Genomic DNA, 17,169 nt, shown 5'->3' with positions numbered 1-17,169 from the left:
TCACCGGAAGAGCTTGCGCAGCAAGGCGAACCCGACGAGCACGGCCACCGCGATCAGCGAGTACCGGATCTTGGGTTCGTCGAGCTTCGCGCGCACGCTCTCCTTGCCGGACTCGACGAAGCGCTGGGGATTCGCCCTGGTCCCCAGCTCGTCCAGGGTCGCGGCCAGCGCGTCACGAGCCTGCTCGATCTCGCGCTGGATGGTGTCGGGATCGCGGGCCACATCTCCTCCTAGCTGCGGTCTGGGCACAACCGTAGATCAGACGCCGGAACGCCGTTGACCGGACCGGCCGGTCGATGGTTCCATAACGATGTTTCCATTCAAGTGGAGGAGCGTCATGGCCGCCATCCGGTTGTCCCTCGCCTCCCGCCGGCTGGCGGGCGTGTTGTTGCTGAGCATCGTCGGCGTCGAGTTCGGCGGTCGGTTCATGACCACCGTGGTGCAGGGCGAGGTGGAGCTGACCGAGTTCCAGCAGTCCTTCTTCCGCGCTGGTCACGCGCACGCCGGCGTGCTGCTGATCCTGGGCCTGGTGTGCCTGCTCTACGCCGACGTGGCGGACGTGCGCGGCACGCTCGGGTGGGTCACGCGGCTGGGCGTGCCCGTGGCCGCGATCTTCATGCCGGCCGGGTTCTTCCTGTCCGCGCTGGGTACGGGCGTGACCGAGGCCAACGGCCTGATCGTGCTGCTCTACCTCGGTGGACTGAGCCTGGCGGCGGGTGTGGTGTCCCTCGGCATCGGCCTGCTGAAGCCTGCCGATAAGCTGGTGACGACGGGCTCGTAGCCCAATTGGCAGAGGCACACGGTTTAGGTCCGTGCCAGTGAGAGTTCGAGTCTCTCCGAGCCCACCGTCACCGGTGGCCCTCGGCGTTGTCGCGCCGGGGGCCACTCATGCGGTGTAGCGCAGGACTTCCAGCATCGACTGCGGGTCCACCTCGGACGGGTTCGGTTCGACGCAGGCGGCCAGCTCGGCTTTGATCGCGGCGACGTCCAAGCCCGTGCCGATCAGCACCAGTTCGGTGCGCCGGGGTCCCGGCCAGGCGGAGCGTTCGAACCGCAGGAACGCGCCGACGGTGTGCAGGCTGAAGCGCTGCCGGTGCCCCGGCACGTCGAACCGCACGAAGCCCTTGATCCGGTACAGACCCTTCGGGCGGGCGTCGAGGAACGCCATGAGCCGCACCGGGTTCATCGCTTCACCGGTGAACTCGACGCTGTCGTAGCGCACGTGGTCGTGCTCTTCGTCCAGCAGGTCCTCGAAGGACAGCTGGCCGATCCGTTCGCGCGGGCGTGGGTCGAACAGCAGGGCCGGGTCGACGCGGCCGAACGACGAGAGCAGCACGGGCACGCCCGGCTTGAGCCGGTCGATCTCGGCGGCCAACGCCGACGGGTCGTCGACGCGGTCGACCTTGTTCAGCACCACCAGGTCCGCCACGCGCAGGTGTTTGGCCAGGTCGTCCGGGAACTCCGCCGCGTCCACCAGCAGCACCAGGCCGCCGTAGGTCAGGCGCGGGTTCTCGCTCGCGAGGACCATCCGTGCCATGGCCTGGGGCTCGGCCAGGCCGCTGGCCTCGATCACGATGACGTCGACCAGCGAGTCGAGCTTGGCCAGCATCTCGTCGAGTTCGCTGACGTCGACCGCGCAGCACAGGCAGCCGTTGCTGAGGGAGACCGTGGAGTCGACCTGTCCGGCCACGCTCATCGCGTCGATACCGATGGCGCCGAAGTCGTTGACCACCACGCCGATCCGAGTACCGCGACTGCCGCTGAGCAGGTGGTTGAGCAGCGTGGTCTTGCCGGAGCCGAGGAACCCCGCGACCACGATCACCGGGATCCGCTTCACGTCGACCGATCCTAGCGGTTTCCGCAGGTCGCATGTTCTGGGCGTTGAACTCGGGTGTTCCCGACGTTGGACACGCGCGTTCCGAACGTTGGACACGCGCGTTCCGAACGTTGGACACGCGCGTGAGTCGAACGTTCGCGTCGCGAGTCGAACGCTCAGGTACCCCGAATTCAACGCTGCGCAGGTGATGCGCATGGGGTCGGCGAGGTCCGGGTATCCACAACCGAGGCCGCACAGCGCTCACGAGGGAGGAGATCGTCGAACTGACGCCGAACCGGCGGGTGGGTTACGTCCTGCTGTCGGGTCTCGCCATTCGCGACTACCAGGCGTTCATCGACCTCGCGCCGGACGGCGACGGCACGGCGATCCGCCTGCACTCGTCGTTCGAGCCGAAGACGCGCGGGACGGGTTGGCTGTACCGGCTGGTGCTCCAGGCCGTAATCTCGCGATACGCCAAAGGCTTGGCCGGGTACGCCGCCAAGAAGGCCGCACCCGGTAACAAGCAGCACTGAGGTTTTCCACACCCCGGTGTGCGGTCAGCTTCATGGTGGTCGCCTCGGCGCGTTCGTAATGTGAAGATCATGGATGTCGTCTCATGGGTAACCGACCTGATGGAAACGCTCGGCGCGCCCGGCGCCGGGATCGCGATCGCGATGGAGAACCTGTTCCCGCCCCTGCCCAGCGAGTTGTTCCTGCCGCTGGCCGGGTTCACCGCGAGTCAGGGTGGGATGAGCCTGATCGCCGCGATCCTGTGGACCACCACCGGGTCGGTCGCGGGCGCACTCGCGCTGTACTACCTCGGCGCGATGTTGGGCCGTGACCGGATCAGGGCGATCGCACAACGGATGCCGCTGGTGAAGGTGTCCGATGTGGACCGCACGGAGGAGTGGTTCGCCCGGCACGGCAAGGCGACCGTGTTCTTCGGCCGGATGGTGCCGATCTTCCGCAGCCTCATCTCCATCCCGGCCGGCGTGGAACGCATGCCGTTGCCCGGTTTCGTGCTGCTGACGGCGGCGGGCAGCTTGATCTGGAACACCGCGTTGATCCTCGCCGGGTACGTCCTGGGCGCCAACTACCACCTGGTCGAGCAGTACATGGGTGTCGTGTCGAAGGTCGTGCTGGGTCTGGTGGTGCTGGCCGTGGGGTGGTTCGTGGTGTCACGGATCACCAGGAAGAAGTCCGGGGACGAGGACGTGGAACAGGCTCAAGCGCGCAGGTAGCGCAGGATCGCCAGCACCCGCCGGCTGTAGCCGTCCACATCGGACAGACCGAGCTTGTCGAAGATCGAGTTGATGTGCTTCTCCACCGCGCTGCGCGACACGTGCAGCCGGGACGCGATGGCGTTGTTCGTGTGCCCCTCCGCCATGTGCGCCAGCACCTGGCGTTCCCGCTCGGTGAGCACGTCCAACGGGTGGCTGGTGCGGGCCAGCAGCCGTCGCACCACCTCCGGGTCGAACGCCACGTCGCCGGCGCCGACCCGGCGCAGCGCGTCCAGGAACTCCTCCACCTGGACCACCCGGTCCTTCAGCAGGTAGCCGACGCCGTCGGCGTGCTCGGTGAGCAGGTCGACGGCGTAGCGCTGCTCGACGTACTGCGACAGCACCAGCACGCCGACGCCGGGGAATCGCCGGCGGATCTCCAACGCGGCCTTCATGCCCTCGTCGGAGTTCGTCGGCGGCATCCGCACGTCGGTCACCACGACGTCCGGCCGGTGCACCGCCACCGCGCTGACCAGCGCTTCCGCGTCGCCCACGGCCGCCACGACGTCGTGCCCCTCCTCGACCAGCAGCCGCACCAGGCCCTCGCGCAGCAACGTCGAGTCCTCGGCCAGGATCACCCGCACGGGACCTCCGCGGTGATCACCGTGGGACCGCCGGCCGGGCTGGTCACGTCGAACGTGCCGTCCAGCGCGAGCACCCGCCGCGACAGGCCGGCCAGCCCGCCGCCCGCCGGGTCCGCTCCCCCGACGCCGTCGTCGGCGACCCGCACGCGCACCGCGCCCGCGTCCTCGGTGATGTCCACGCCGATCATGGTCGCACCCGAGTGCTTGGCGGCGTTCGTCACCGCCTCGCACACCACGAAGTACACGGCCGTCTCGACCTGTGGTGCGGCGTGCAACTCGGCACAGCTGATCCGCACCGGGATGGCGGAACGGTCCGCCACCGCCTCCAGCGCCTCCACCAGGCCCAACGAGTCCAAAGCCGCCGGGTAGACCCGCCAGGCGACTTCGCGCAGGTCCTCCAGCACGTGCCGGGACTCCTCGTGCGCCTGGGCGAGCAGGTCGTCGGCGTGGGCGGGGTTGCGGCGGGCGCGGCCGAGCAGCATGCCCAACGCGACCAGCCGCTGCTGCACGCCGTCGTGCAGGTCCCGTTCGATGCGGCGGCGTTCGGCGTCCACGGCCGCCACGATGCCCGCCCGGCTCGTGGCCAACTCGTCGATGCGCAGGCGCAGCAGTTCGGCTTCGCTCGGACCGAGCCACCGACGGGCGACCTTCCCCTCCAACGCGACCACGCCGATGATGCCCTGGATCTCGATGTAGAGCAGGACCACGCCGACGGCGCCGGTCCACACGAACTCGACCCAGTCGGCGGCCCAGTCCAGACCGTCCTCGATCCCCTCGCCGAACAGCCGGAACGCGATCACCCCGGCCATGGCGAGCCCGTAGAACAGCCAGGCCAGCACGAACCCGCCGAACAGCCCGACCGGCGCGCGGACGGCCAGGTAGCGCACCGCCTGCGCCTTCGTCGGCTCGGCGCTGTCCACCCCGAGGAACGACCGCAGCCGCCGTCGTTCCCACCCGGCTACCGAGACGGCCGCCTTTCGGGCGAACACCACGACGAGCAGATCTACCAGCGCCGACAAGAAGCCGAGAAACAGACCGGCAACGACGCGCAACCCCCTGTGCACCTGGTCGAGGCTAGTAGACCCGATTGCGCTATTGGCGAGTGCACATACCTCTGCCAAGGATTTGTCCGTGGGCACAATTGCCGTCATCGGCGCCGGTCAAGCGGGTTTGGTGTTATCGGCGGCGTTGTTACGCGCCGGGTGGCGGGTCTCGATCTACTCCGACCGGACGGCAGAGGACTACCTCGCCGATCGGGGCCGACCGACCGCTTGCCTCTTCGGTGACCAGGTCGAGTACGAGGCTGAGCTGGGCCTCGACTTCTGGCCCGAGGCGTCCCGGATGCGACGCATCCACCTGGACCTGTTCACCGACGGCGGCGCGGTGGCGTTGTCCATCGACGCGCCGCTGCGCAAGGCCGCGCTGGCCGTCGACCAGCGGCTGAAGTTCTCGTTCGGCCTAACCGAGCTCGAATCGCGCGGCGCGACGGTGGTGATCGGCGCGGTGTCGGCGGAGGACCTGGACCGGCTGGCCGCGACGCACGACCTGGTGGTCGTGACGTCCGGGCACAAGTCCCTGACCGGCCTGTTCGAGCGGGACCCGACCCGGTGCGTGCACTCCGAGCCGCAGCGCAGGCTGTTCATGATCAACATCCACGGTTACGACATGGCGGCCCGGCCGCAGCACCGGGAAGGGGTGTTCTCGTTCCTGCCGGGGACCGTGGAGATGTTCTGGATCCCGTTCCACGACAAGGACGTCGGCGAGTCCCGCAGCATCGTGGTGGAGACCGCGCCGGGCGGCCGGGCGGACCGGTTCGGCGACGTGACCTCGGCCGACGAGGGACTGGACGTGCTCAAAGCCGTGGTGGACGACCTGCTGCCGCACGAGTCGGCGTTCCTGCGGCCCGCGCGGCCGACCAGCCCGGTGACGTGGATCAAGGGCGAGATCCTGCCTGTGGTGCGCAAACCGGTGGCCGTGCTGCCGTCCGGCCGGCACGTGCTCGGCCTCGGTGACGCCGTCGTGCTCAACGACCCGCTGGCCGGTCAGGGCGCGAACAACGCCACCCGGATGGCCCGGTTCTTCGCCGACGAGCTGGCCGGGCACGACGGGCCGTTCACCCCGTCGTGGCTGACCGGGCGGTTCGACCAGTGGTGGGAGCACGGCCGCTACACCAACGACTTCTCCAACGGGCTGCTCGCGCCGCTGACCGGCGCGCAGAAGAACGTGATGATCGCCGCGTCCCGCCGCGAGGACATCGCCGAGCAGCTGTGGGAGGGGTTCAACGACCCGTCGTCGCTGTTCCCGTGGTTCTTCGACGCGGCGGCCACCCGGGAGTTCCTGGCCCGGCGCAAGATCGGTCAGCTCGACCTGCTGCGGTACAAGCTGGGTGTCGGCGCGGGGTTGCTGGCCGGAAAGCTGTTCAAGCGGCCTGTCGGCGGGACAGCAACTCCTTGATCTCCTTCGCCGCCGCACGCCCCGCACGCGTAGCGCCGACCGTGCTGGCCGACGGGCCGTAGCCGACCAAGTGCACGCGCGGATCGGCGACGACCCTGGTGCCGTCGAGCTGGATACCGCCGCCGGGCGCGCGCAGGTGCAGCGGGGCCAGGTGGTCGAGCGCGGCGCGGAACCCTGTCGCCCACACGATCGCGTCGACCTTCTCGTGCCTGCCATCGGGCCAGACCACGCCGTCCTCGGTGATCCGCTCGAACATCGGCCGACGGTCGAGCACACCTGTCTTCAGGGCTTCACGAACGGCCGGGGTGAGGCTCAAGCCGGTCACGCTGACCACGCTCTGGGGCGGCAGGCCCTGGCGGACCCGCTCCTCCACCTTCGCGACCACGGCACGGCCCAGTTCCGGTGTGAACGGCTCGTCGGAGAACTCCGGCTCACGGCGGGTGACCCAGGTGGTGGCGGCCGCGTGCTGGGCGATCTCCAGCAGCTGCTGGACCGCGGACGTGCCGCCGCCGACCACGACCACGTGCTGCCCGGCGAACTCCTCCGGGCCCCGGTACCGCGAGGAGTGCAGTTGGCGGCCGGTGAACAGCTCCTGGCCGGGGTAGCGGGGCCAGAACGGGCGGGTCCACGTGCCGGTCGCGTTGACCAGCGCGTCGGCCTCCCAGATGCCGCGATCGGTCTCGACGCGCAGCCGGCCGTCGTGGTCGCGGACGGCGTGCACGCGCACCGGGCGTTCTACGGCGATGCCGTTGCGGCGCTCGAAGTCGGCGAAGTACTCGGGCAGCACCTCGTTGGCGGGCGCGGTCGGGTCCGGCTCGGTGAACGGCATGCCCGGCAGGTCGTGGATGCCGTGCACGGTGGCCATCCGCAACGTCGGCCAGCGGTGCCGCCACGCGCCGCCGGGGCCGACGCCTGCGTCCAGCACGACGTGGTCGAGGTTCGCGCGCTTGAGGAAGTAGGCCGCGGACAACCCCGCCTGACCTGCACCGATAACCACCGCGTCCATATCCCGACCAACGCCGGGCGAAGCCGCGCGCTTCCCGGTGTGATCGTCGCGACGGTCACACCCCGGAAGGCATCCGAGGGCGCCCGCGTTGGATCACAACATGAGCCGACTTCGTGACGTACCGCTGTCCGCACTCGACCTGGCCCCGGTCACCACGGCGACGGACGCGCGCACGGCCCTCGCGCACACGCGTGAGCTGGCCCAACACGTCGAACGGCTCGGCTTCACCCGGTTCTGGCTGGCCGAGCACCACAACATGCCCGGTATCGCCAGCTCCTCCCCCGCGATCCTGATCGGCCACGTCGCCGACGCCACCACCACGCTGCGGGTCGGCTCCGGCGGCGTGATGCTGCCCAACCACCCGCCGCTGGTGGTGGCCGAGCAGTTCGGCACGCTGTCCGCCCTGCACCCCGGCCGCATCGACCTCGGCATCGGCCGCGCGCCCGGCACCGACCAGCGCACCGCGCAGGCGTTGCGCCGCACCACCGGCCCGCTGTCGGTGGACGACTTCCCGCAGCAGCTCAGCGAACTGACCGGCTACTTCGACGGCACCGAGGAGCTGAACGCGATGCCGGCCGAGGGCAACAAGCCGGACGTGTTCCTGCTCGGGTCCAGCGGGTACAGCGCGCAGGTCGCCGGTCTGCTCGGACTGCCGTTCGCGTTCGCCCACCACTTCAGCGCGGAGAACACGCTGCCCGCGCTGGCCCTGTACCGCGAACGGTTCCGGCCGTCGGAACGGCTCCAGCAGCCGTACGCGCTGGTCTGCGCGTCGGTGATCGTGGCGGACACCGACGAGCACGCCCGCTGGATCGCCGGTCCCGGCGCACTCGCGTTCGTCCGGCTGCGCAGCGGCCGGCCCGGTCCGCTGGCCACCGACCAGGAGGCCGCCGACTACCCGTACACCGATGTCGAGCGGCTGATCTTCGAGGACCGGATGGCGTCGCAGATCATCGGATCGCCGAAGACCGTCGAGGCGGAGCTGGAACGGCTGCTGGAGGACACGAAGGCCGACGAGCTGATGGTGACCACGATGGTCGCCGAGCAGCCCGACCGCCTCCGGTCATACGAACTCCTCGCGGAGATCGCACAGCGTTCAACTCCCGTTCGTTCACCCGAACGAGTGAAGACTGAAGTAGAGGTGTAGCGGTTGGCGCACCGCTGACGATGATCAGAGTGGAGCGCGCACGCCCCCCGACGCGCTCCCCAACTTCCGGGCGGATCACGCCCGATGCTCGGCCGCCGCCGAGCCGCGTGGGCGCTGCCCGGTGTGGCGCCGCCCACGCGGAAAGCCATGTGTCATCACGGCTTGGCCACAGGCAGGCACCAGGTGCGAATCAAGGCCCTGGTTCGGTCCCCGGGCACCCTCCGACACCGTCATGGTGGTGGCAGTCGCAGTCAAGCCCACCGCCGGGCGGGAAGGGGAGGTTCGTGAAGTTCGCCAGTCTGGCCGCCGGCATCTGCCTGGGCCTGGCCTTGGCGGGATGTGCGGACCCTTCCGACATTTCCACGCCAACGGTCCCGTCCGCGGTGGCCGAACAAGGTGCCGACACGGCCTCCGGGTCCGCGTACACCGCGTTCGGCGCGCAGCGGGTGTGGGCCAACGGCATGGCGGTCACCGTGTCGCCGCCCACCTCGCTCAAGCCGAGTGACACATCGTTCCCGCCGGCACCGCGCACCGCGGTGTTCACGCTGACCCTGGTCAACAGCTCCAAGACCGCCTACCGCACCAGCCAACTGGCCGTGCGCGCGATCGTCGCCGGCGTGCCGGTGGCCGAGGTGCGCGACTCGGTGCAGGGCCTCAACGGGATAGCCGCCGCCGTGACGGAGGTGGAGCCCGGTGCGGAGACCGTGCTGACGATGGCGTTCGCCGTGCCCGCCGACCCCGTGCTGCTGCAACTCGTGGTCGAACCGAACGGCGCCAACCAGGAGCCGAGCGCGCGGTTCGAGGGCATCGCCTGACCCGGTGACGTCGGGGTTGTCGGTCCCGGGTTGTAGCGTCTGGGGCCATGACCGAGCAGAAGCGCCTGTCACCGGGTGACCAGGCCCCGGCGTTCACGCTGCCCGACAGCAAGGGCAAGCCCGTCTCGCTGTCCGACTACGTCGGCCGTTCCGTGGTCGTCTACTTCTACCCGGCCGCGGGCACACCGGGCTGCACGAAGCAGGCGTGCGACTTCCGCGACAGCATCGGCGACCTGGAGTCGTCGGGCTACGAGGTCGTCGGCATCTCGCCGGACAAGCCGGAGAAGCTGGCCAAGTTCGCCGCGGCGGAAGGCCTGAACTTCCCGCTGCTGTCCGACGTGGACCGCAAGGTGCTGGCCGAGTGGGGCGCGTTCGGGGAGAAGCAGAACTACGGCAGGACCGTCATGGGCGTGATCCGCTCGACGTTCCTGGTCGACCCCGAGGGCAAGATCAAGAAGGCCATGTACAACGTCCGCGCGACCGGCCACGTGGCCAAGCTGCTGCGCGAACTGCCCGCCTGATCACCGGGAGGACGCCATCACGGGGTTGGAGGCGGCCGCGGCGAAGATCGGCCAAGCCGTGGCTCAGCACGCCACGAAGTCGTGGCTGGAACGGCGGCGCAAGTCGCGTGACCGCACGGCTTCGTTGGCCGAGCTGGCCGCCGAGGAGCTGTCGTCGGTCCGCCAACGGGCGCGCCTCGACCACCTGATCACGGGCATCGGCCACCAGGTCGGCGACCAGCTCGAACCTCTGCTCGCGGCCAAGTTCGCGTCCTCGCCGGAGCACGAGATCGGGGCGGCGATGGACGCCGTGGTCGACGGCCTGGCCGAGCTGGACCTGTCCGACGAGGCACTGCTGGCCACCGACGCCGATCCCGAACTGCTGGCCCGCCGGGTGCGCGCCACGCTCGTCCGCGACGCCGGCCTCTCGGAACCGGCGACCCGGCTGTACGAGATCGCGCTGGACCAGGCGTGCCGCTACCTGATCCAGGTGATCCGCCACCTGCCCGCGTTCCAGCCGCGTGCGTTGGCGGAGGTGCTCAACCGCGCCTCTCAGCAGACAGCGATGCTGGAAGACGTCCTGTCGAGGCTGCCGCGCACCAGCCTGCACGCCCCGACCGGCACGGACACCGACGAAGAGTTCCGCGACGAGTACCTGCGGCACGTGGCGAACAGCCTGGACCGCCTGGAACTCCTCGGCCTGACCATGCGCCACCGGCCGAAGCTGGCGCTGAGCGTCGCCTACCTGAGCCTGAGCGTCACCGACCAGGACAACCGCGGGTCCCGCTTCGAGTTCGACCGCTGGTTCGGCGCCGACGTGGACCACGTGCACGGCTCGCTGCGGGTGGAGGCGGCGATCGGCAACGCCGACCGCACGCTGGTGCGCGGCGAGGCCGGGTCCGGCAAGACGACCCTGCTGGACTGGCTGACCGTCACGGCGGCACGGGAGGCGTTCACCGACCGGCTGGCGTCGTGGAACGGCCTGGTTCCGCTGGTCGTCCGGCTGCGCCGGTACGCGGACTCGCCACTGCCCCGGCCCGAGCAGTTCCTCGACCACGCGGCCGGGTGGCTGGTCGGGCTGATGCCGTCCGGCTGGGTGCACCGCGTGCTGCGGTCCGGGCAGGGGTTGGTCCTGGTCGACGGCGTGGACGAGGTGCCTGCGGGCCGCCGGAGGCTGGTGCGCGAGTGGCTGCGGGAGCTTGTGACCGCGTTCCCGGCCGCACGGGTCGTGGTGACGTCCCGCCCGGCGGCGGCCGACCAGCGGTGGCTGCACGACGAGGGCTTCGGCTCGGTGCTGCTGGAGCAGATGAGCCCGGCCGACGTGCGGGTGTTCCTGCAACGCTGGCACGAAGCCGCCCGCGACGCCGAGTCCCTGCCGTGCGCGCCCGAGGACCTGCCGGTGGCCGAACGCAGGCTGCTCCAGCAGTTGGACAACCGGCCGCACCTGCGCGCACTGGCCGCGAGTCCGTTGCTGTGCGCGATGCTCTGCGCCCTGAACCTAGGGCGGACCTCCGAGCTGCCGCAGAGCCGGATGGAGCTGTACCAGGCTGCGTTGACCATGCTGCTGGACCTGCGTGACGCCGAACGCCAGATCGCCGGGATGCTCACCGGCACCGAGAAGACCGTGCTGCTGCGCGACCTGGCCTGGCGCCTGATCCAGGCCGGTCGCAGCGAACTGCCACTGGACCGGGCGACGTCGTTCGTGTCCCGGAAGCTCCCGAACCGGTTCGCCCTCCTCCACGGGGTTCCCAACCTGAAGCAGCTGATCCAGGACGACGTCACCGGTGAGGTCGACCTCTCCTCGCTGCTGGAGCACCCTGGACTCGAACAGCTCCTCGTCGACGGTTCGCACAGGTATCTCAGCCTGCGGTCGCTCGAACGATTACCGGCGCTGCGCTTGCTGGAGCTGGGCAGCCTGACCGAACTCGACGCGTTGGAGCGACTGGAAAGGCTCAACTACCTCTCTGTCAAACTCCCTGACCCGGGAACAACCCTGGCGCCTTTGCGCCACCTGCCCGCGCTGCGGATGCTCAGCCTGAAATGGGATACCGCGCCGGAAGTCGTCTACGGCATTCAGAGCCAGCTGCCGGACCTTGCAGAGCTGTCGCTGTTCGGAAAAGCCGCCCACGCCATCGCCACCGTGGCCGATCTGGAGCACCTGCGCCTACTGAGGCTGGGAGCCAGCGACTCCGGACCGCTCGATCTGCGCCCCCTCCGTGGGAGAAGCCTCGACCTCTGGCTCGCGCGGGAGGACGAGCACATCGGCTTGGACGTGCTCGGCCCCGGCGTGCGGATCCGCTACTACGGTTGAGCGAGTTCTCGCAGGTGGGGCAGGAGGAGGCGTAGGGCGCGGCCTCGGTGTGAAAGTTTGTCCTTTTCCTCCGGCGACAGCTCGGCGGACGTGACGCCGTGGCCCTCGGGGCGGAAGATCGGGTCGTAGCCGAAGCCGTTCTCGCCGCTCGGCTCGCGGGTGATCGTGCCGCGCCACTCGCCGCGCACCACGGTCTCCGTGCCCGGACCGGCCACGAACGCGGCCGTGCAGACGAAGGCCGCGCCACGGCGGTCGTCCGGCACGTCACGCAGTTGGCCGAGCACCAAGTCCAGGTTGGCCTGGTCGTTGCCGTGCGAGCCGGACCAGCGGGCCGACAGCACACCCGGCATGCCGTTCAGGGCGTCGATGGCGATACCCGAGTCGTCCGCGACAGACGGCAGGCCGGTCGCGGCGAACGCGTCCCGTGCCTTGGCCAGGGCGTTGCCCTCGAACGTCGGGTCGGTCTCCGGGGCCTCCGGGAACGGCGGCACGTCGTCCAGGCCGAGCACCTCGATGCCGGCCAGCCCCTCGGCCAGCAGGATCCGGCGCAACTCGCCGAGCTTCTTCTTGTTCCGCGACGCGAGCAGCAGCTTCACAGCAGGCCCTTCACTTCTTCTTCGCCCTCGGCTCGGGCAGCACGCCGGGGTACGGCAGGGCCAGTGCCTCGGCCTGGATCTGGTTGAGCTGGGCGCAGCCCTCCAGGGCCACGTCGAGCATCTTGTCCAGCGTCGAGCGCGCGAACGTGGCGCCCTCGCCGGTGCCCTGCACCTCGATCAACGTGCCGGCGTCCGTCGCCACCACGTTCATGTCGACCTCGGCGCGCGAGTCCTCTTCGTACGGCAGGTCGAGCCGCACCCGACCGTCCACGACACCCACCGAGACGGCCGACACGGCGCACGACAGCGGCTGGGGGTCGGCGAGGCGGTTGGCCGCGCCGAGCCACGTCACGGCGTCGGCCAGGGCCACGTACGCGCCGGTGATGGCCGCGGTCCGGGTGCCGCCGTCGGCCTGGATCACGTCGCAGTCGATCACGATCGTGTTCTCGCCGAGTGCGGCCAGGTCGATGCACGCGCGCAAAGATCGCCCGATCAGGCGGCTGATCTCGTGCGTGCGTCCCCCGATCCGGCCTTTCACCGACTCGCGGTCGCTGCGGGTGTGGGTGGCCGACGGCAGCATCGCGTATTCGGCGGTGACCCAGCCGAGGCCCGAACCGGAGCGCCAGCGCGGCACGCCCTCGGTCACGCTGGCCGCGCACAACACCCGCGTATTACCGAACTCGATCAGCACCGACCCGGCCGGCCACTGCTGGTAGCCACGGGTGATCCGAATATCGCGCAGTACGTCGTCGTTCCTGCCATCGGTCCTCAGCACGGCACTACCCTATGTCGCTGAACCCGGGAGCAACCCACCGGCGTAGGGAGAGGCATGGCACTCGCAGACGACCTGGTGACGATCTTCGGTCTTCCGGCGCACCCGTTGCTGGTCCACGCGGTGGTGGTGTTGCTGCCGCTGTCGGCGGTGGCGGCCGCCGCGTTGGCGGTGGTGCCGCGCTGGAGGCAGCGGTACGCGTGGCCCCTGCTGGGCGTCACGCTGATGGGCGTCGGCTCCGTGCCGTTGGCCCAGGTGGCGGGCGACCAGCTGAACGCCAAGCTCGCCAGCCTGGAGAACCCGCTGATCCAACGGCACGCCGAGCTGGGCAACGACCTGCTGCCGTTCGCCCTGGGCTTCGGCGTAGCAGTGGTCGCGCTCCTGGTAGCCGGCCGCCTGGCCGACCGTGAACGCGCCGCCGCAGCGGACGACACCGCCGTTCCGAAAACCTGGCGGCGCATCGCCGTGGTGGTGGCCGTCCTGGTCATCGCCGCCGGCGCCGCCACCACGGTCCAGACGGTCCGAATCGGACACAGCGGCTCGACGGCGGTGTGGGACGGCGTCGGCACCACCTGACCGAGCGTCGAACCTCCAGCCCCCGAGGGTCAGTCGGGGAGGGACAGGGGGGTGGTGGGGGCGTTTTTGAGGGTGCGCGTCACCGTGCAGAGTTGGTCGATGGCGCGGCGGATCGCGGTCTCCAGGGCGGCGCGCTGCTCGTCGTCCAGCTGTGAGATGTCGTAGTCGAGCGTGACGGGAACGACGTCGAACTCGTGGGCGCCGGCGGGGCGCACGTCGTCGGCACGTGCGACCACGTCGCCGTCCACGCGGCGGGTGATCAGGGTTTCCGCGGTGACCACCGCGCAGCCCGCGGCGGCTGCCAGCAGCAGCTCGACGGGCGTGAACGTGCCCTCGACGCCCTTGCGGCCGACGCGCACCGAGGCGCCTCGGCCGTTCGTGGCCACGAACTCGTGCTGACCGACCCGACGCACCTCGACGTTCGACACGCCATCGACGTTAGTCGATCCGGTCCTCGGTAGCGGCGGCGATCTTGCGCACGTAGGTGATGTCGCCGCAGTCGTCGCCCAACCGGTCCTGGCGGATCTCCACGAACAGCCGACCCAACTCGTCGCGCCGCTCCTCGGACACCTGCTCCCGCGCGTCGTTGAGGATCGTGCGCTCCTCCTCGTCCACGTGGTGGTTGAGCGCCTGGACCAGCTCCTCCAGCTTGCTCTCCCACTCGTCGGACTGGGTGTCGCCGACCTCCATCAACGCCAGCAGCGCCTGGTGCCCCTCGGCGTGCTCCTCGGCACCGTGGTCGACCTCAGCGTTGTCGACCTCCCGGTACCGCTTGAGCGCCGGGTACACCTCGGCTTCCTCGGCCTCGGCGTGCGCCACGAGCAGCGCCGCCAGCTCCGCCAACAACGTCGACCGGTCGGAGTTCCGGTCGCGCAGACCGCGGAACAGCTCCTCGAATCTCCGGTGGTCCGCCAGGATCAGCTCGACGACATCAGTTGCCATGGCCGCCGATTACCCGGACCACCGGCTCGCCAACCGCGTACGTGCCGCCCTGGTTGACCACCTCCACCGGCCCGGCGAACTGGCCGCGCGCCTCGGCCAGCACGGTGTCCCGGTCGGTCCACGGCGCGATGTGGGTGAGCAGCAGCCGGCCGACACCGGCCTCCGCCGCCACCCGCCCCGCCTGCACGCCGGACAGGTGCTTGCCGGTCGGCCGGTCGTCGGCGTGCGTCCACGTCGCCTCGGACAGCAGCACGTCCACGCCCTGCGCCAGCGTCCGCAACGCCTCGCACGGCCCGGTGTCGCCGGTGTACGCGAGTGTCGCGCCCTTGGTGGCGATGCGGAACCCGTACGCCTCGGTCGGGTGATCGACCCGAACGGCGGTGATCCCGAACGGCCCGATGCGGGTCTCCGCGCTCTCGTCCAGAGTGTGGAACTCGAACACGTCGGACAGGTCGGTGGTGAGCAGTTCCTCGTCGGTCTCCGCGTAGGCGCGGGCGAACCGGTCCGCGGTCTCGGACGGCCCGTACACGGGCAGGCGGCGTTCGCGCGTGTCGTACGGCGGGTGTGTGTGGTAGCGGCGTGTGACGGCCAGGGTGGTGAAGTCTGCGCAGTGGTCCGGGTGCAGGTGGGAGAACAGCAGCGCGTCCAGCGAGAACGGGTCGTGGTGCGTCTGGAGCTCGGCCAGCACACCGCTGCCCAGTTCGATCACGAGCCGGCAGCCGTCCGCCTCGACGAGGTAGCCGGATGCGGGCCCGTGCGGTCCCGGCAGGCTGCCCGAGCAGCCGAGAATGGTCAACAGCACTCGTGGCAGCCTGCCAGGTCAGCCGTGGGCTTGGAAGGACGCTTTTTCCAACCCGGGGAGGAATCGCCGGGCGAGCCGGGCGAACGGTTCCACTGGACCGGTGCAGCTGAACCGCTGGTCGGCGTCGCCGGTGCGGAACAGGTCACGCTCGGTCAGCACCCGGACCACGTCCTTGACGGTCTCCTCGGCGCTGGAGACCAGCGTCACCCGATCGCCCATGACGATCTGGAGCACGCCGGTCAGCAGCGGGTAGTGCGTGCAGCCCAGGACCAGGGTGTCGACTTCGGCGCGCTGCAACGGTTCCAGGTAGGCCTGGGCGAGGCCGAGGACCTGGCGGCCCGAGGTGATGCCGCGTTCCACGAAGTCCACGAACCTCGGGCACGGGACCGCGGTGACCTCGATGTCGCGTGCGGCGGCGAAGGCGTCCTGGTAGGCGCCGGACGTGACCGTGCCCAGCGTGCCGATGACGCCGACCTTGCCGGTGCGCGTGGTCGCGACGGCCCGGCGCACGGCGGGCAGCACGACCTCGATCACCGGGATGTCGTAGCGCTCGCGGGCGTCGCGCAGGCACGCCGCAGAGGCGGTGTTGCAGGCGATGACCAACATCTTCGCGCCGTCGGCGACCAGCCGGTCGGTGACTTCGAGGGCGAACTTGCGCGCCTGGGCGATGGGCAGCGGACCGTAGGGGCAGTTGGCCGTGTCGCCGACGTACCGGATGCGTTCGCCGGGCAGCTGGTCCATGATCGCCCGTGCGACGGTCAACCCGCCGACGCCGGAGTCGAAGATCCCGATGGGCGAATCGGCGGTAACGGTCACGCGTTGAGCGTAGTACCGGCGCTCTTCCTGGCATCCCGGGCGACGCCCCAGGCGGCGAGGACACCGCCGAGCGCGCCGAACAGGTGGCCTTCCCACGAGATGCCGGGCTGGCCGGGCAGCACGCCCCACAACGCCGCGCCGTACATCGCGAACACCACGACGGCCAGCACGATCTGCAGCGCGCTGCGCGCGAAGATGCCGCGCACCAGCAGGAACACCAGGAAACCGAAGACGAGGCCGGACGCGCCGATGTGGCTGCCGTACGAGCCGAAGATCCACACACCGAGGCCGCTGGTGAGCCAGATGACGGCGGTGATCTGGAGGAACTGCTTGACCCCGCCGGACGTGGCCAGGTAGGCCAGCACGAGCAGCGGCACCGCGTTGCCGGTCAGGTGGGTCCAGTCGCCGTGCAGCAGCGGGAACCAGAGGATGTTGTCCCACTGGGAGAAGTCGCGCGGGATCACGCCGTCGTCGTCGAGCCGGCCACCTAGGACGGTGTCGATGCCCTCGATCAGGTAGAGCACTCCGACGAAGCCGAGCACGACCACGGCCGACAGCACGGGCCTGGGCGGCACGACGCGCTTGGCCAACGGCTTGGCGGGCCTGGCCGGCTTCGGCAGCTTGGGCGCGCCGACCACCGGCTCGGGTGTCGGTGAGGCGAAGGGGCCGGTGAGGTCCACAGCTCCAGGCTACGCGTCGATCAGGGCGTTGAGCGGTGAGTTCGCGGTGATCAGAGGGGTGACCCGCAGTGCCGG

At 70.1% G+C, this 17,169-nt stretch carries 21 protein-coding genes and 1 tRNA gene; 10 read left to right on the top strand and 12 right to left on the bottom strand.

The window, feature by feature from the left end; translation table 11 throughout:
- Positions 1 to 222 carry a DUF3618 domain-containing protein gene (locus ALI22I_RS27595; protein WP_077008460.1) on the bottom strand — a complete coding sequence of 74 codons (222 nt, stop codon included), beginning with the start codon at positions 220 to 222 and terminating at the stop codon, positions 1 to 3.
- Positions 223 to 337: 115 nt separating this feature from the next.
- Between ALI22I_RS27595 and ALI22I_RS27590 the strand changes: the two genes are divergently transcribed.
- Together ALI22I_RS27590 and ALI22I_RS27585 are read left to right on the top strand one after the other, a co-directional pair.
- Entirely contained in the window at positions 338 to 781 is a 444-nt protein-coding gene (locus ALI22I_RS27590; RefSeq protein ID WP_077008459.1) for a hypothetical protein, read from the top strand.
- Positions 772 to 845, top strand: a tRNA-Leu gene (locus ALI22I_RS27585). The genes ALI22I_RS27590 and ALI22I_RS27585 overlap by 10 nt, the downstream gene beginning before the upstream one ends.
- A 41-nt stretch (positions 846 to 886) precedes the next feature.
- Here ALI22I_RS27585 and ALI22I_RS27580 read toward each other — a convergent pair.
- A complete protein-coding gene (locus ALI22I_RS27580; protein ID WP_238598597.1) occupies positions 887 to 1,837 on the bottom strand; it encodes a CobW family GTP-binding protein in 951 nt (316 codons plus the stop codon).
- 215 nt (positions 1,838 to 2,052) lie between these two features.
- On the opposite strand from ALI22I_RS27580, the gene ALI22I_RS27575 reads away from it, so the two are divergent.
- Positions 2,053 to 2,349: an SRPBCC family protein gene (locus ALI22I_RS27575; protein WP_083752051.1), complete on the top strand. Its 297-nt coding sequence runs from the start codon at positions 2,053 to 2,055 to the stop codon at positions 2,347 to 2,349.
- 69 nt (positions 2,350 to 2,418) lie between these two features.
- Positions 2,419 to 3,057 carry a DedA family protein gene (locus ALI22I_RS27570; RefSeq protein ID WP_077008657.1) on the top strand — a complete coding sequence of 213 codons (639 nt, stop codon included), beginning with the start codon at positions 2,419 to 2,421 and terminating at the stop codon, positions 3,055 to 3,057.
- Here ALI22I_RS27570 and ALI22I_RS27565 read toward each other — a convergent pair.
- Both ALI22I_RS27565 and ALI22I_RS27560 read right to left on the bottom strand, forming a co-directional pair.
- Positions 3,042 to 3,680 carry a response regulator transcription factor gene (locus tag ALI22I_RS27565; RefSeq protein ID WP_077008457.1) on the bottom strand — a complete coding sequence of 213 codons (639 nt, stop codon included), beginning with the start codon at positions 3,678 to 3,680 and terminating at the stop codon, positions 3,042 to 3,044. The genes ALI22I_RS27570 and ALI22I_RS27565 overlap by 16 nt on opposite strands.
- Complete coding sequence (locus ALI22I_RS27560) at positions 3,671 to 4,744, bottom strand: sensor histidine kinase (RefSeq protein ID WP_077008456.1); 1,074 nt, start codon at positions 4,742 to 4,744, stop codon at positions 3,671 to 3,673. The genes ALI22I_RS27565 and ALI22I_RS27560 overlap by 10 nt, the downstream gene beginning before the upstream one ends.
- Before the next feature lie 67 nt (positions 4,745 to 4,811).
- Between ALI22I_RS27560 and ALI22I_RS27555 the strand changes: the two genes are divergently transcribed.
- On the top strand, positions 4,812 to 6,134 hold the full coding sequence (locus ALI22I_RS27555) for a styrene monooxygenase/indole monooxygenase family protein (RefSeq protein ID WP_077008455.1): 1,323 nt from the start codon (positions 4,812 to 4,814) through the stop codon (positions 6,132 to 6,134).
- On the opposite strand, the gene ALI22I_RS27550 is transcribed toward ALI22I_RS27555, so the two are convergent.
- Complete coding sequence (locus tag ALI22I_RS27550) at positions 6,100 to 7,140, bottom strand: NAD(P)-binding domain-containing protein (protein ID WP_077008454.1); 1,041 nt, start codon at positions 7,138 to 7,140, stop codon at positions 6,100 to 6,102. The two genes, ALI22I_RS27555 and ALI22I_RS27550, sit on opposite strands and share 35 nt — an antisense overlap.
- A gap of 100 nt (positions 7,141 to 7,240) precedes the next feature.
- Between ALI22I_RS27550 and ALI22I_RS27545 the strand changes: the two genes are divergently transcribed.
- The 4 genes from ALI22I_RS27545 to ALI22I_RS27530 all read left to right on the top strand — a co-directional run bounded on the left by ALI22I_RS27545 (position 7,241) and on the right by ALI22I_RS27530 (position 11,910).
- Positions 7,241 to 8,284: an LLM class flavin-dependent oxidoreductase gene (locus ALI22I_RS27545; protein WP_077008453.1), complete on the top strand. Its 1,044-nt coding sequence runs from the start codon at positions 7,241 to 7,243 to the stop codon at positions 8,282 to 8,284.
- Between the two features lie 284 nt (positions 8,285 to 8,568).
- Positions 8,569 to 9,099 carry a hypothetical protein gene (locus ALI22I_RS27540; protein ID WP_077008452.1) on the top strand — a complete coding sequence of 177 codons (531 nt, stop codon included), beginning with the start codon at positions 8,569 to 8,571 and terminating at the stop codon, positions 9,097 to 9,099.
- 47 nt (positions 9,100 to 9,146) lie between these two features.
- Entirely contained in the window at positions 9,147 to 9,620 is a 474-nt protein-coding gene (gene bcp, locus ALI22I_RS27535) for a thioredoxin-dependent thiol peroxidase (RefSeq protein ID WP_077008451.1), read from the top strand.
- Between the two features lie 25 nt (positions 9,621 to 9,645).
- Entirely contained in the window at positions 9,646 to 11,910 is a 2,265-nt protein-coding gene (locus tag ALI22I_RS27530; RefSeq protein WP_077008450.1) for an NACHT domain-containing protein, read from the top strand.
- Here ALI22I_RS27530 and rdgB read toward each other — a convergent pair.
- Together rdgB and rph are read right to left on the bottom strand one after the other, a co-directional pair.
- Positions 11,901 to 12,506 (bottom strand): RdgB/HAM1 family non-canonical purine NTP pyrophosphatase, encoded by a 606-nt coding sequence (rdgB, locus tag ALI22I_RS27525; protein WP_077008449.1) that lies wholly within the window; start codon positions 12,504 to 12,506, stop codon positions 11,901 to 11,903. The genes ALI22I_RS27530 and rdgB overlap by 10 nt on opposite strands.
- 10 nt (positions 12,507 to 12,516) lie before the next feature.
- Entirely contained in the window at positions 12,517 to 13,281 is a 765-nt protein-coding gene (gene rph, locus ALI22I_RS27520; RefSeq protein WP_077008448.1) for a ribonuclease PH, read from the bottom strand.
- A 54-nt stretch (positions 13,282 to 13,335) separates the two neighbouring features.
- On the opposite strand from rph, the gene ALI22I_RS27515 reads away from it, so the two are divergent.
- On the top strand, positions 13,336 to 13,854 hold the full coding sequence (locus ALI22I_RS27515; protein WP_077008447.1) for a DUF2231 domain-containing protein: 519 nt from the start codon (positions 13,336 to 13,338) through the stop codon (positions 13,852 to 13,854).
- Between the two features lie 29 nt (positions 13,855 to 13,883).
- Here the strand turns inward: ALI22I_RS27515 and ALI22I_RS27510 are convergent, their stop codons facing one another.
- From ALI22I_RS27510 to ALI22I_RS27490, 5 genes are read right to left on the bottom strand one after another with little or no spacing between them, the layout of a single operon-like run.
- Positions 13,884 to 14,282, bottom strand: coding sequence for an OsmC family protein (locus tag ALI22I_RS27510; protein ID WP_077008446.1), 399 nt, complete (start codon positions 14,280 to 14,282; stop codon positions 13,884 to 13,886).
- Positions 14,283 to 14,292: 10 nt separating this feature from the next.
- Positions 14,293 to 14,796: a hemerythrin domain-containing protein gene (locus tag ALI22I_RS27505; RefSeq protein ID WP_077008445.1), complete on the bottom strand. Its 504-nt coding sequence runs from the start codon at positions 14,794 to 14,796 to the stop codon at positions 14,293 to 14,295.
- Complete coding sequence (locus ALI22I_RS27500; protein ID WP_077008444.1) at positions 14,786 to 15,598, bottom strand: MBL fold metallo-hydrolase; 813 nt, start codon at positions 15,596 to 15,598, stop codon at positions 14,786 to 14,788. Before ALI22I_RS27500 ends, ALI22I_RS27505 begins: the two co-directional genes overlap by 11 nt.
- A gap of 18 nt (positions 15,599 to 15,616) precedes the next feature.
- Positions 15,617 to 16,414, bottom strand: coding sequence for a glutamate racemase (gene murI / locus ALI22I_RS27495; protein ID WP_077008443.1), 798 nt, complete (start codon positions 16,412 to 16,414; stop codon positions 15,617 to 15,619).
- Positions 16,411 to 17,094, bottom strand: a complete 684-nt coding sequence (locus ALI22I_RS27490; protein ID WP_443216969.1) for a rhomboid family intramembrane serine protease — start codon at positions 17,092 to 17,094, stop codon at positions 16,411 to 16,413. Before ALI22I_RS27490 ends, murI begins: the two co-directional genes overlap by 4 nt.
- Positions 17,095 to 17,169: the final 75 nt, after the last annotated feature.

It is taken from the genome of Saccharothrix sp. ALI-22-I (assembly GCF_001984175.1).
GTDB lineage: Bacteria > Actinomycetota > Actinomycetes > Mycobacteriales > Pseudonocardiaceae > Actinosynnema.
This window is presented reverse-complemented; position numbering and strand designations above follow the sequence as displayed.